General features: G+C 68.9%; 12 protein-coding genes. 5 read left to right on the top strand and 7 right to left on the bottom strand.

Going from position 1 to position 11901, the window contains the following annotated elements; translation table 11 throughout:
• The first annotated feature begins 119 nt into the window (after window positions 1-119).
• On the top strand, window positions 120-746 hold the full coding sequence (locus KY501_RS11055; protein ID WP_224362819.1) for a DUF3575 domain-containing protein: 627 nt from the start codon (window positions 120-122) through the stop codon (window positions 744-746).
• 5 nt (window positions 747-751) lie between these two features.
• On the opposite strand, the gene KY501_RS11050 is transcribed toward KY501_RS11055, so the two are convergent.
• Window positions 752-1936: a winged helix-turn-helix domain-containing protein gene (locus KY501_RS11050; protein ID WP_224362818.1), complete on the bottom strand. Its 1185-nt coding sequence runs from the start codon at window positions 1934-1936 to the stop codon at window positions 752-754.
• A 203-nt stretch (window positions 1937-2139) separates the two neighbouring features.
• Between KY501_RS11050 and KY501_RS11045 the strand changes: the two genes are divergently transcribed.
• Window positions 2140-2808: a DUF1361 domain-containing protein gene (locus KY501_RS11045; RefSeq protein ID WP_224362817.1), complete on the top strand. Its 669-nt coding sequence runs from the start codon at window positions 2140-2142 to the stop codon at window positions 2806-2808.
• An 89-nt stretch (window positions 2809-2897) separates the two neighbouring features.
• On the opposite strand, the gene KY501_RS11040 is transcribed toward KY501_RS11045, so the two are convergent.
• The 3 genes from KY501_RS11040 to KY501_RS11030 all read right to left on the bottom strand — a co-directional run bounded on the left by KY501_RS11040 (window position 2898) and on the right by KY501_RS11030 (window position 5507).
• Window positions 2898-3194: a hypothetical protein gene (locus KY501_RS11040; RefSeq protein ID WP_224362816.1), complete on the bottom strand. Its 297-nt coding sequence runs from the start codon at window positions 3192-3194 to the stop codon at window positions 2898-2900.
• A 112-nt stretch (window positions 3195-3306) separates the two neighbouring features.
• Window positions 3307-3801 (bottom strand): hypothetical protein, encoded by a 495-nt coding sequence (locus KY501_RS11035; protein ID WP_224362815.1) that lies wholly within the window; start codon window positions 3799-3801, stop codon window positions 3307-3309.
• 212 nt (window positions 3802-4013) lie between these two features.
• Complete coding sequence (locus KY501_RS11030) at window positions 4014-5507, bottom strand: HAD-IG family 5'-nucleotidase (RefSeq protein ID WP_224362814.1); 1494 nt, start codon at window positions 5505-5507, stop codon at window positions 4014-4016.
• Window positions 5508-5707: 200 nt separating this feature from the next.
• On the opposite strand from KY501_RS11030, the gene KY501_RS11025 reads away from it, so the two are divergent.
• The 3 genes from KY501_RS11025 to map all read left to right on the top strand — a co-directional run bounded on the left by KY501_RS11025 (window position 5708) and on the right by map (window position 7921).
• On the top strand, window positions 5708-6376 hold the full coding sequence (locus tag KY501_RS11025; protein WP_224362813.1) for an START domain-containing protein: 669 nt from the start codon (window positions 5708-5710) through the stop codon (window positions 6374-6376).
• 175 nt (window positions 6377-6551) lie between these two features.
• Entirely contained in the window at window positions 6552-6827 is a 276-nt protein-coding gene (locus KY501_RS11020; RefSeq protein ID WP_224362812.1) for a TraR/DksA family transcriptional regulator, read from the top strand.
• 98 nt (window positions 6828-6925) lie between these two features.
• Window positions 6926-7921 carry a type I methionyl aminopeptidase gene (map, locus tag KY501_RS11015; protein ID WP_224362811.1) on the top strand — a complete coding sequence of 332 codons (996 nt, stop codon included), beginning with the start codon at window positions 6926-6928 and terminating at the stop codon, window positions 7919-7921.
• A 10-nt stretch (window positions 7922-7931) separates the two neighbouring features.
• Here map and KY501_RS11010 read toward each other — a convergent pair whose 3' ends face one another.
• The 3 genes from KY501_RS11010 to KY501_RS11000 all read right to left on the bottom strand — a co-directional run bounded on the left by KY501_RS11010 (window position 7932) and on the right by KY501_RS11000 (window position 11888).
• Window positions 7932-9068, bottom strand: a complete 1137-nt coding sequence (locus KY501_RS11010) for a C39 family peptidase (protein ID WP_224362810.1) — start codon at window positions 9066-9068, stop codon at window positions 7932-7934.
• Window positions 9069-9341: 273 nt separating this feature from the next.
• Window positions 9342-10748 (bottom strand): M20/M25/M40 family metallo-hydrolase, encoded by a 1407-nt coding sequence (locus KY501_RS11005; RefSeq protein ID WP_224362809.1) that lies wholly within the window; start codon window positions 10746-10748, stop codon window positions 9342-9344.
• A 51-nt stretch (window positions 10749-10799) separates the two neighbouring features.
• A complete protein-coding gene (locus tag KY501_RS11000) occupies window positions 10800-11888 on the bottom strand; it encodes a YcjF family protein (protein ID WP_224362808.1) in 1089 nt (362 codons plus the stop codon).
• Window positions 11889-11901: the final 13 nt, after the last annotated feature.

Genomic DNA, 11901 nt, shown 5'->3' with positions numbered 1-11901 from the left:
CGCGCGAGCCCATTCCGTCCCTCGGCGCGCAGGGCTTCTCCCCGCGTGCGGAGGCTGTGCACGCGGGTTGCAAACGCCTCCAGCATCCAGACGGTCGGGTCTGAGAGGGGGACTCAACAATGCGCAGCGGAATGATGTGTGGAGTGGTGCTCGCGGTGGTCGCCAGTGCAGCCAGTGCAGCAGAGCAGGAGCAGGCTCAGGAGAGCGAAGCACCTCGGACCTTCGTCGGACTGGCCCCGGTGTCCCTGGGACAGGGCCTGCTGGGCCTCGATGGAGAGCAGGTGCTGGGCCCAAGGCTCTCGGCACGGCTGGGCGTGAGGCTCGGCGCCGGCCTGGGCGCCACCCGCGGAGACATTGCAGGCATCGACAGCAGGTACTTCCAGGTGGGCTTCGAGCCGGGCCTCCGCTACTACCTGACGGGCACCGCATTGGATGGGGTCTGGCTCGGAAGCAACCTCGAACTGTCACACCTGTGGCTCGAGCATGAGCCCTCCCAGGGGAACGCGGGCTCGACGACCCACAACCGCGACTGGAACCTGGGAGTGGCGGCACTCGCGGGCTACAGCATGGTCGTCTCCCGAGGGTTGACGGTGCAAGCCGGGCTGGGATTCGGCGCGTCCTATGGATCAGGGCGGATGACGGTGCGGGACGACTCGAATCCGAACAACGTCCTGGAGGCTCGCTTCGATACGGAGGTCTGGACCATCGACGAGCGCGCGACGCTGGTGGTGGGCTGGGCCTTCTGAGCCCCTCAGCCCACGCGGGCCCGAGGCCGGCGGACCCGCGTCGCGCCACACGCCTTCGCGTGACGGGCGAGCGCCTCATCCAGCGCCGCATCGTCCAGCTTCACGCCCTTCTCGCGCCACAGCTTGTCCACACGCAGCACGCCGTCCTCCACGCGCGCCTCCAGCCGGCCCACCAACTGGCCCCGGTGCAGCAGCGGACAGACGTACCAGCCCCACCGGCGCTGGGGCGCGGGCTTGTACACTTCCCACACGTACTCGAAGCCAAACACCTGCTTCACCAACCCGCGATCCCACAGCAGCGGATCCAGCGGACCGAGGATGCGCATGCGCTCGTCCGGCGCGGTGAGGGGTCGCTCGCGGAACCCGGCGGGAGCCAGGTAGCGCCGGGGCGAGCCGGGCAGCACCATCTCTTCCAGCAGTCCCTCGCGCACCAGCGTGTCCGGCAACTCCGTGGTGCGCACCCGGGAGAGCATGGACCAGTGAGGGCCCGCCGCGCGCGAGAGCAGCCCCGCAGCCTCCACGCGCTCCAGAACGGCCCATCGGTCGAAGACCTCCGGCCCGCTGGCGAGCTTCGCCCGAGCCATCTCTGGCAGTGCGCGCTCAGGCACGTCGTAGCGCTTGCCCCTTTGTTCCCGGCCGCAGATGACCACCTGACACCGTGTCCACAGCACCTCGAGCGCCATGGAGGTCGCCTTGCCGGTGCCCTTCCATCCGCTCCAGTCCAGGGGCTTCACCGCGCCATGGTCCGTCAGCTCGGCGGCGGAGATGGGGCCTCGCGTGGCCACCTCCTCCAGCACGGCATCCAAGATGCGCTCGGACAGTCGCTCCAGGCGCGTGGCCAGGTGCCACCACGGCGCTTCGCGGGTGTGCTCGCGGTAGTACGGGAAGGCGTACGCGGGGAGGATGCAGCGCTCCTTGGCCCAGTGCTCGAAGGCGTGGCCCGGCATCAGGTGCCGGTACACGTCTCCCCGCGCCAGCCCATCCACGCGCGCCAGCGCCACGAGGTCCGCGTTGGTGCCGATGACATCCAATGGATCCAGCTGGATGCAACGCAGCTCCTTCAGCAGCTGGCGAGTCCCCTTGGCGCCAGGAGGCAGCCGGTTCGAGGCCAGTCCCAGGTGGCTGACGAGCCACTCGCGCGCCACGTCGGGGTCCAGGGTTTGAGCAGGGGGAAGCGCGGAGCGAGGCATGCCCGGGCGCACCATACGCCAGCGTTCAGGGGAATCGTCATGTCTCGTACGAACCCTGGTGACAGTGGGCGGCGCTGGCCTCGGACTTGCTCCTTGCGAAGGGTGCGGGCTCTGAAGCCACAAGCCCGTGAAGACTTTCCACCAGGGCCCAAGCATCGTGGCTGTCTGGCCACGGCGTGCGGGTCTGCAACCACGCCTCCGCCATGCACTCTTCCTTCTTCCGCCTCTTGCGCTGCCACGCACTCCTCCCCGCGCTGCTGAGCACCGCCGTGTGCGTGGGCATGCTCAAGGTCCGGCTCGACTGGAGCCAGCAGTCCCTCTACCGCTGGCTGCTGTGGAACCTCTTCCTCGCGTGCGTGCCCTATGGCCTGGCGCTGCTGGCGAGCCTCCTCCATTCCCGAGGCGCCCGGTGGTGGCTCCTGGCACCGCTGGCCGGGGCATGGCTGCTCGTCTTCCCCAACGCGCCCTACTTGCTGACGGACTTCATCCACCTGCGGCCCCGGCAGGGCATTCCGCTCTGGTACGACGTGGCGCTGCTGGCCGTCTTCGCCGCCACGGCGTGGCTGCTGGGGCTGCTCTCGTTGGAGGTGTGGAAGCAGTTGCTGGAGGAGCACGTGGGGCGCGCGGGCTCCTGGGCCGGCGTGGCGCTGGTGTCCGTGCTGAGCGGCTACGGCATCTACCTGGGCCGGGTGGAGCGGTGGAACAGCTGGGACGTGCTGACGGAGCCCCGGCCCCTCTTCGCGTCCATCCTCGCGCACCTGCGCGGGCCGGGGGACCACCCGGAACTGCTCGCCATCACCGCGGCCTTCACCGGACTGGTGCTGCTCTCGTATTACATCTTCGAGCACCTGCGCCGCTGGCGCCTCGCGTGAGCCCGCAAAGACTCGAGGCCGGAGCCATGCGCCGCAAGCTTCGCGAGCGCATGACACCAGCCTCGAGCGCTGGGGGACAGCAGACCTCTCTAGCCTCCGTGGATGGGCAGCCTCTTGGCCGGGCCCCCCGCGCGCTTCACGCGCATCTGGCTGGGCGCCTTCTTGCGGCCCTGGAGCCCCGTCTTGCGGCGATGACTCTTGGGCTCGTGGATCTCGGCGGCGGGACCCAGCGTCACGCGGTCGAGCGCCTTCTCCCTGCGCAGCGCCGCAGCCTCGTCTCGGGGCAACGTCTTGCGCCCCTTGCTGGCCTGCTGGCTGGGCTGCGCCGAGCGCGCGTCCACCCGTCGTCTGTTCTTGATTCCTGCCAGTTTCGTCCGCACGGCCATGGTGCCCTCCTTCGATAGAGGTAGGGACGACGCCACGGCTTTTCCAACCCCCTGCGGGGAACGAGCCAAGGGCCCCGGTACGGGCCCGTGGTGGGCAGACGAGAGAGCAGCTTCAGCGCGAGCCCTTACCGCCCTTGTTCCGGGGGCGGGCGCGCAGCGACTCGGGCGGGAAGAGCCAGCCGTCGGCCGAGTCCTCCGTCCCGTGAGCCGTGGAAGCGGGCACGGGCTCGGCGCCCTTGGACCACTTGAGCGGAGCCGAGGGGTTGGCGGGCGGCAGGTTCTGCGAGCGGCAACCCCGGCACCAGGACTGGGGACGGCGCTCACCGCGGATGACGCGGAAGCCGAAGTCCTTCGCCGTGGGGCCGACGTGGTCGCAGCGGGGGCAGCGGCTCATCTTCGTGACGCCGTGCTCCTTGGCCTTCTGTCGGCCGTGCTCCACCACGAGCGCCAGCGCCTTGGCGAAGCCGATGGGCTTGTCCGAGGCGACATGGAACTTCCGGGCGCGCTTGCGCTTGCCACCGCCGAGGATGGGAACCAGGTCGGTTCCGCCCAGGAGGTTGCGCTGCTCGAGGACCTGCGTCGCGCTCTCTGTGTTCGAGTGGCTCACGGGAACAACTCATACTGGGGACGTCTGACATCGCCTGGATCAGCCACCCGGATCAGCCCCAGCCCGGTGGCTCGCCCTACCGCCCTACCTGGGAGATCTTCGAAGGATTCTGAATGCTTGTATAGGTGGGCGGATGTAAGCCAAGCGAGAACGCCTGGTTGGAGGGGGAGGGGGCACCCGAGCCAAATGGGCGCTCACCGCCCCCCCCGGCCTCACGGATTGGAGCCGCTGGTGGCGTCCGTGGAGGGGAACACCGGCGTGCCGCCTGGGACGTTCGGATCGTGCGGCAGGCTGCCGCGAGGGCTGCGCAGGTACACGAAGGGCGTGACGAACAGGAAGTTGGAGACGCGTGACGTATAGATGTCCGCGTAGCGCTCCACCTGCCGTGCCAGGTGGCTCTTGTCGTTGCCGGCGCGCGTGAGCAGCCCCCAGTGGGGGTTGGACAGCTCACTGGCCGCGCGAGCCATGGGCCCCAGCTCCGCGTCCAGCGCCTCCAGCTCCGCGCGCAGGGCGATTCCCCGCGCCAGCAACTGGTCCTCCGGCACCTCCGAGCGGGGGCCGTACTGGAGCCGGCGCCGTTGCAGCTCCAGCCGCACATGACAGGACTCGGCCTCCAGGCGCTCCTTGAGGACCATCTTCTCGGCCAGCCGCGCTTCGGTGGAGCGGAAGGAGGCAATGGCGCGGACCTCGTCCTCCAGCTCGCGGAGGATGAGCGCGGTGCGCCAGCGCAGCACGTTCTTCGTCACGTGCACGTCGCCGAACATGTGGTCGCCCACATAGAGGATCTCATCTCCGCTCATGCCCAGGTGGCGCTCCAGCTCCAGCGCGCTGCCTCCGAAGTAGGGCATGCCTGCCTTGAGCGGCCCTCCCGCATGGGGCCGGAGCAGGGCCTCGCTCTGGGTCTCCACCACCTCGAACAGGGGCGAACGCGTGGTGAAGAACTCGGGCTTGCGCGCGCTGACGATGACCACGTCGAACAGCTGCCGCCACGTCATGCCCTTGGGCAGGTAGGGGTCAAACGCCGCGTGCATGATGGGCAGGGTGTAGGCCCACTCGCTGTTGGTGATGAGCAGCAGCTTCTTGCCGGCGCTGCGTTGATCCAGCAGCGCCAGGGCCGTCTCGGGGTCCGGCAGCAGGTAGCGCTCGGGATTGGCGATGATCTCCGCCTTGAGCTTGCCGGCCATGTGCGCGGCATCCAGGGTGCGGCGGACCACGGCGTACAGGTCCACGTAGCCCATGGGGCCGGGCAGCTCGCCCGCATCCAACAGGTCCACCAACTGCGCGTAGATGCACGCCTCCGAGAGCGAGAAGAGCGTGTTGAGGAACATCCACCGCTTCTCGGCCAGGTCGACGATGGTGCGGGTGTACTCGGTGCGCTGGGCCTCGAAGTCCATGGGGCGCGTGCCGTGCAGCGCCTTCTTCACGAAGCCGAAGCGGTTGGCCTTGAGCAGGTTGCCCTTCTCGGTGTCGATGATGAGGCCGCGGATGGCCAGCACCGGATCGAACGAGAGGTGACCCACGGGCCAGCCCTGCTCCACCAGCCGCTCACGGATGTGCTCGTAGGCACGACGCTCCCAGGCCTCCACCTGGTAGTGGACCAGGGTGTAGTCCATGTCGTACCCGATGGCCTTGATGGCCCGCATGTTGAGGGTGCGATTGCAGAAGATGCCGCGCTCGGGCGGGGGGGCTGCGAGGTAGCCACTCATGGGCCGCTTCCTGCCCTGCCCCTGCTCAAATGTCGAGCGACGAGACTGTCTCTCGCGAGCCAATCCTCCACCGGCCATCACTCCCGGCGGCGAGTCCTGCCGCCGTGTCCGGCCTTGCGGTTAAGCTCCGTTGGCGTGCGCACACTCCGGCTGGCCGGGCAGGGAGAACGTGGCGTGCCCCTGATTCGAAGGAGACGAGCATGTTCGAGGTGAAGCGGGTGTGGTGGTGCGGAGCCGTGGCCCTGCTGATGGCGGCGGGCATGGCGCAGGCCGCCGAGGAGTGGGAGACGGTCGAGAGCAAGAAGGCCGTCATCAAGGTCCGTCCCCGCGCCGGAGGCCAGGGCAAGGAGATCTGGGCGGAGAAGGACGTGGCGGCCAGCGCCATCGATGTGCAGACGGCGCTGATGGACTCGGGCTCGTTCCGGCTGTGGATGCCGTACGTGAAGGAGTCCCGAATTGTGTCCACCAACCCGGACGGCTCGCGCGTGGCGTACGCGCGGTTGAAGCTGCCGGTGGTGGATGATCGGGACTACACCATCCTGGTGACGGACGAGAAGAAGCTCGCCGAGGACGGCACGGGGGAGTACGTGCAGCGCTGGAAGGCGGTGGAGGGAGCGCTGCCCGAGCGCAAGGACATCGTCCGGATCAAACACAACGAGGGCACCTGGGAGATCTCCCCGAAGGGCGAGGGCTCCACGCACATCGTCTACAAGTTCAGCGTGGATCCGGCGGGCTCGCTCCCGGGATGGCTGGCGAGTTTCGGTCAGAAGGACGGGGTGTTGGACACGCTCAACGCGGTGCAGGAGCGGGCCCAGAAGCTGGCCGAGGAGCGCAAGAAGGCGAAGCCGGAGGCGCCCAAGGCGCCTTGACGCGGGAGGCCACGGGCTTCTGCGCACCCGGTGCAGCGAGCGGCAAAAGGCGCGCAAAGCCTGCGTCGCCGCGGTCCACCTCCCGTGCCTCTCCCCGGTTCAGGGGGGAGGCACGTTTCCTGAAAGGGCCTTCCGAGAGCAGGGTGGAGGGGTTCGGGGCAACGCGGAGGTCAGCATGGATGTCTGGGAGCAGGAGGCGCGAGAAGCGCTGATGCAACGGCGGAGCCGTCTGTGGGCACGAGGTGCACAGGGCCCCTCGCAGGAGCCGGTGTTTGCACTGTCGGAGGGCGACCACCGGGAGCTGCGCGACATCGACGATGCGCTGGCGCGGATCCAGGGAGGCGACTTCGGCAGGTGTGCGCGGTGTGGAGGAGCCATCGGGCGCCACCGCCTGCGAGCCGTCCCCGAGACGCGGTACTGTCTGACGTGCAGCGGGCTGGTGGTTCGCTGAGCCAGCGGGGGAGCGAGCAGGGGGGCTTCTGTGTTCCAGTACGCTCCCCGAGCAAGAGCCGTGCGCTGCGGTGCGTCTACGGGTTATAGACGGGTGCGATGACGACCCAATTTGCGCGCCAGGCTCCCGCAGTGCTCCCAGGGCCCAATGATCCCTGCTGGTGCGGCAGCGGCTCCAAGTACAAGAAGTGCCACCGCGGCGCGGACGCCGTCGAGGCCCGCAAGAAGGGCCCGGAGACCCAACGGCGAGGCGTCCGCCCCGGCATCGTCAGCCCTCGCCGGAGCGTCCCCGCGCACATCCGTCGTCCCGACTACGCTGAGACCGGGCGGCCGACCCGCTCGCCGACGCTGCCGGATGTGCAGAGCGCGGAGGTCATCGAGCGGATGCGCCGCGCGGGCAAGGCCGCCGCGAAGGTGTTGGAAATCACAGGTGCCGCCGTACGGCCGGGAATCACCACGGATGAACTGGATGTGATTGCCCACGAGGCTTACATCCAGCTGGGCGGCTACCCGAGCACGCTGAACTACCACGGCTACCCCAAGTCGCTGTGCACCTCGGTCAACGAGGTCATCTGCCATGGCATCCCGGACAGCCGCGCGCTGGAGGACGGAGACATCGTCAACCTGGACATCACCATCTTCCTGGAGGGCGTGCACGGGGACTGCTCGGCGACGTTCTTCGTGGGCAAGGTGGATCCGGAGTCCGAGCGGCTGGTGCGGGTGACGAGGGAGTGCCTGGAGTTGGGCATCGCGGCGGTGAAGCCGGGCCGGCCCATCAGCGACATCGGCCGGGCCATCGAGCAGCACGCCGCGAAGAATGGAATGAGCGTGGTGCGGGCCTACTGCGGCCACGGGATTGGCGAGCGGTTCCACACCTCGCTGCAGATCCCCCACTACTACGAGGCGGACGCCAACACGATCATGAAGCCGGGGATGACGTTCACCGTCGAGCCGATGATCAACCTGGGGCACTGGCAGCACCGCTCGTGGGACGATGGGTGGACGGCCGTCACGGCGGACGGCAGCCGCAGCGCCCAGTTCGAGCACACCCTGGTCGTCACCGAGCAGGGCGCGGAGATCCTCACGGTGACCTGACGGCCGGGCCTCAGGGCACGGTGTTCACGGCGCCCTCGGGCAGCGAGGTGCCCGTGGGCCAGAGCAGGTACACGGCGCCCGCGGAGTGGCGCCAGGCTCGCCAGAGTTCGTCGCGCTTGTAGGTGGTCTCGACCTTGTCATCCGCGGAGAAGGCGGGGTCGTTGACCACCACATCTCCCTGGGGCGAGAAGCCTTTCACGACGATGAGGTGCCCGTCCGATCTGCGGGAGGCGCCTCCGGAGAGCTCTCCCTCCTGATAGGCGATGCTGATGCTGACGGGGATGCCAGCGGCGATGAGGCGCTCCACCTGGTTGAAGGAGTCGAGCCGCGCCACCAGACCATGGAGGGCACCACCGCCCTGGGAGGCAGCGTAGGCGACGTTGAAGCTCCAGTTGCCGGTGCCTGCGTAGACTTCGTCGTAGGTGTTGGCGGCGGCGGTGGGCACGGCCTCCACGAGCTCCGGGCGGCCCAGCTTCTGGGCCCAGTAGCCGAGCAGCATGGTGGTGGACGTGGGCGAGCACCACACGGGTCCACCTCCCGGGTAGATCATCTGTGAGCGGCCGGGCACGTCCAGCACGGTGCCCCAGGCGAGCCGCTCCGATGGCCCGTCCGCGGGAGTGCGTGTGCCGTCGCTCAGGGCCAGGGAGAGGGCCCGTACGCGAGGGGTGACGCCGGATTGGGCGGAGTAGAGCCACACCGTCACGCGCACGGAGTCCGCGCGCTTCTTGAGGACGAGCGTGTCGGTGGAGACGTCACCCAGCGCATCCGCCTGGCCATTCACGCTGCGCCGGGACACGGTGCTCGTGTCGCTGGCCCAGGGGCCGAAGTCATAGTCCTGGGTCCACGTGCCCTCCACGCGCGCGGCGAGCGTCGCCCGGACCCAGGTTCCTGGAGGCGTGAGCGCCTCCAATGAGGGCACGGCGCTGTCGAAGCCGGCGGGGAGGGAATGCTCGGCAAGGACGGCCTTGCCGAAGCGGTAGCTGGTGACGGGAGCGGGGCCTCCCTCCTTGCCGGCGGGGAAGGGCTCGGTGCTGGTTAGAGCCACGGGGTCCAGTTCGAGTGCGCCATCCCCTGCGAGCTGGGTGCCCTCGCGGGAGAAGGGCTCGAAGTCATGGGTTTCCGCGCTGAGCCGCCACAGCCGTGCCACGGGTTCCTCCTCGGCAGAATCCGGACCTTGAGAAGATCGAGTCCCCGCGCAGGCCACCAGAGCCGAGGCTACGAGGAGCATGGGGAGAAGCAACGAGCGAACGTTCACGGGGGTGGAGGAAAGCATGAAAGCCTCGTGGGTGCAGTGCGCCTGCGAGCGGCGGCGGCCCCGGACGGAGAGGCCGGGTCTGAAGGAAGTGCCCTGCGGGCGGCGGACGTGAACCGAACCTGTCTGACAAGCATACAGGTTGGCTGAGGCCGGGCCCGGAGGGGGCTAACGCGCCAGCTCCCGGAGCAGCAGGTAGACGAACTCGGCGCCAGGCTGGAGCGAGGCGACCGGGACGCGCTCGTTGGGGGCGTGCGCGGTGCGTGCATCCTCGGGGGTGAGAGCGAAGAGATCGATTCCGTAGGCGTGGATGCCGGCCCGGCGCAGCATGGCGGACTCGGTGGTGCCGGTGGACTGGCGGGGGATGACGGGGACGCCCGGCCAGATCTTGGTGGCGGCGGTCTTGGCGGCTCGGAACATCGCGTTGTCTCCCACGGGCGACATGGGTGAGTCCGGCGGGTTCGTGTTCATTTGGACCTCGATGGACGGGTCCGCCACCGCGGCGACGAGCCGGGCATGGAGCGCCTGGGCGTCCTCGTCCGGGAGCAACCGGCAGTTGATGGTGGCCTCGGCGGTGGCGGGAATGACGTTGGGGCGAGTGCCTGCCTGGAAGACAGTGGGCACGCACGTGGAGCGCATGACGGCGGCCAGTGCCGGATCGAGCCGGGCCACGGTGTCCACGGCATCCTGTGGGGGAGCATCGGGTGACGCGGCGATGCGTTGGAGAGCTGTGCCCAGCTCACCGGGAGTCCTCGGCGCTCGGCCCTGGATGTGCAGGCGGGCGGCGGGAGTCAGCCGGGCCGGGAACGTGAGCGCTCCGATGCGAGCCACCGCCGCGGACACTCGTACCAGCGGGTTGGGGTCCGCAGGGGGCGCGGACGAGTGGCCTCCAGGGCCGGTGGCCTTGAGCACGACATTCCGAGAGACGCGCTCGGCGGCCTGGAGCGCTACGAATTGCACACGGCTCCTGTCCGCGGACAGCTCGGTGAGGCCTCCCTCGTTGAGAGCGAATTCGGCCTCGCGAAGCTCCGGACGGTTCTCCAGCATCCACTCCAGCCCGAAGCCGGAACCCACCTCTTCATCCGCGCCGAGGTACAGGACGATGTCGCGCGAGAGCTTGTGGCCTTCACGCTGGAGTCGCCGCAGCGCCAGGACACTGGCAGCCGCCATGCCCTTGTTGTCCTGCACGCCGCGTCCATAGAGGAAGCCATCGCGCTCGGTGAGCTTCCACGGATCGGTGGTCCACTCCTCGCGCTTCACGGGGACGGTGTCCAGGTGCGCCAGGACGAGGAGCGGCCGCCCGCTGCCGGAGCCCTTCAATCGGGCCAGCAGGTTCCCGCGCCCGGGAGCAGGCTCGAGGATCTCCGCGTCGATGCCAGCCTCTCGGAGCCACCGAGCGGCCACCTGTGCAGCAGCCGTCTCGTTGCCAGGAGGATTGGAGGTGTCCACCGCGACCAGTTCGGCGAGCAGTGTGCGCAGCTCCTCGTTGTTGCGGGGGCGGGCGGTGGCAGCCGTGCCAGCGGCGTGGCTGCAACCCAGTGCAATCAAGGTGAGGCAGAGAGGCAGGGAGCGCATAGGCCGAGCGGGAGAGAAAGGGAGCCTGGATTATCCTGACCACGAGCGGGCTCAGGCGGCCGACTTCCGTCCGTGCAGTTCCTCTCGGAAGGCGCTGGCGATCTCCTCCTCGGAGGGGAGGACGCCTGGGTTGCGCATGAAGAGCTTCGAGAGCACGGTGATGTAGCCCTCGCCGAAGATCGTGGTGATGGTGGCCGCAGTGGTGGCGGAGATGGCTGCTCCCGCGACGGTGCCCACTCCCGGGAGCATCTTGAGCAGGCCGGACACGATGGTCTGCCCCGCGAGCGTCGCCGCGAGCCCTCCGCCCGCCGAGCTGATCAAGGTGGTGAGGAACGCCTGGCTCAGCGGAAGGCCGAAGATGGTGCTGATGGTCGCCAGCATGCCGATCTGGACAGGGACGATGAGCGCCGCATCGGAGAAGGGGATAGGGGATGCGCCGACGGCGGCGGCCAGTGTGGCGGCGCTCCCTACCGCTAAGTGCGCTCGGTTCTTCTTCTGTTCGACGCTCACCTTTTGTGCCGCGGCGAAGGCGTTTCGCTGCGCCTCCGGGACGAGCTCCATCGTTACGTCGACGAGCTCCTTGAGCCCCCGCGGCTCGAGGACATGGCCCTCGTCATCCTCCTCGCGCAGTGCCCGGACGCGCATGGCGTTGCGGGCCGAGGGGATGAGCCGGAGGACCTCCTCGCGAAAGCCTCGGTCCGAGCGGGACTTGGTGATGACGACGACGACCGGCATGTAGCGCGAGAGCATCTCCGCGATGGCGGACTCGCCCTGCTCGACGCGGCGCGAGTCCTCGGAGATGCACACCCAGGCTACGTGCAGGTGCCGTTTCGCATCGGGATCCATCGAGCGCGCGCGGACCTCGTTCTCGAGCTGGCGGGTGGTCTCGGCGTACTGCTCCATCTCCAGGCCCCGCGTGTCGAGGATGGTGAGCGGCAGCCCCTCCTTCGAATACTCGCGTGCACTCTGGGTGACGGGGCGGCCCTGGCCCGTCTCGGCGAGGTCTCCCTGGAAGACGGCGTTGACGAGCGTGCTCTTGCCCACACCGCTGCGGCCGGCGACGACGATGTTGACGCGGCCCCGCTTCTGGAGGGCCTCCTCCAGTTGGCGTCTCACCTCGTCGGCGAAATGGAAGTCCATGCGCGGATTCTCC

The sequence above is a fragment of the Hyalangium versicolor genome (assembly GCF_020103695.1).
In the GTDB taxonomy this organism is placed as follows: Bacteria; Myxococcota; Myxococcia; order Myxococcales; family Myxococcaceae; genus Hyalangium; species Hyalangium versicolor.
The sequence above is the reverse complement of the archived record's forward strand: the minus strand, read 5'-3'. Positions and strand labels throughout refer to the sequence as shown.

Excerpts from the sequence above, each read along its gene's own strand:
- KY501_RS11040 (WP_224362816.1), bottom strand. The coding sequence starts at position 3,194 with ATGGCCGTGCGGACGAAACTGGCAGGAATCAAGAACAGACGACGGGTG.
- KY501_RS11020 (WP_224362812.1), top strand. The coding sequence starts at position 6,552 with ATGGATGTCTGGGAGCAGGAGGCGCGAGAAGCGCTGATGCAACGGCGG.
- KY501_RS11005 (WP_224362809.1), bottom strand. The coding sequence starts at position 10,748 with ATGCGCTCCCTGCCTCTCTGCCTCACCTTGATTGCACTGGGTTGCAGC.
- KY501_RS11025 (WP_224362813.1), top strand. The coding sequence starts at position 5,708 with ATGTTCGAGGTGAAGCGGGTGTGGTGGTGCGGAGCCGTGGCCCTGCTG.
- KY501_RS11055 (WP_224362819.1), top strand. The coding sequence starts at position 120 with ATGCGCAGCGGAATGATGTGTGGAGTGGTGCTCGCGGTGGTCGCCAGT.
- map (WP_224362811.1), top strand. The coding sequence starts at position 6,926 with ATGACGACCCAATTTGCGCGCCAGGCTCCCGCAGTGCTCCCAGGGCCC.
- KY501_RS11030 (WP_224362814.1), bottom strand. The coding sequence starts at position 5,507 with ATGAGTGGCTACCTCGCAGCCCCCCCGCCCGAGCGCGGCATCTTCTGC.
- KY501_RS11000 (WP_224362808.1), bottom strand. The coding sequence starts at position 11,888 with ATGGACTTCCATTTCGCCGACGAGGTGAGACGCCAACTGGAGGAGGCC.
- KY501_RS11050 (WP_224362818.1), bottom strand. The coding sequence starts at position 1,936 with ATGCCTCGCTCCGCGCTTCCCCCTGCTCAAACCCTGGACCCCGACGTG.
- KY501_RS11045 (WP_224362817.1), top strand. The coding sequence starts at position 2,140 with ATGCACTCTTCCTTCTTCCGCCTCTTGCGCTGCCACGCACTCCTCCCC.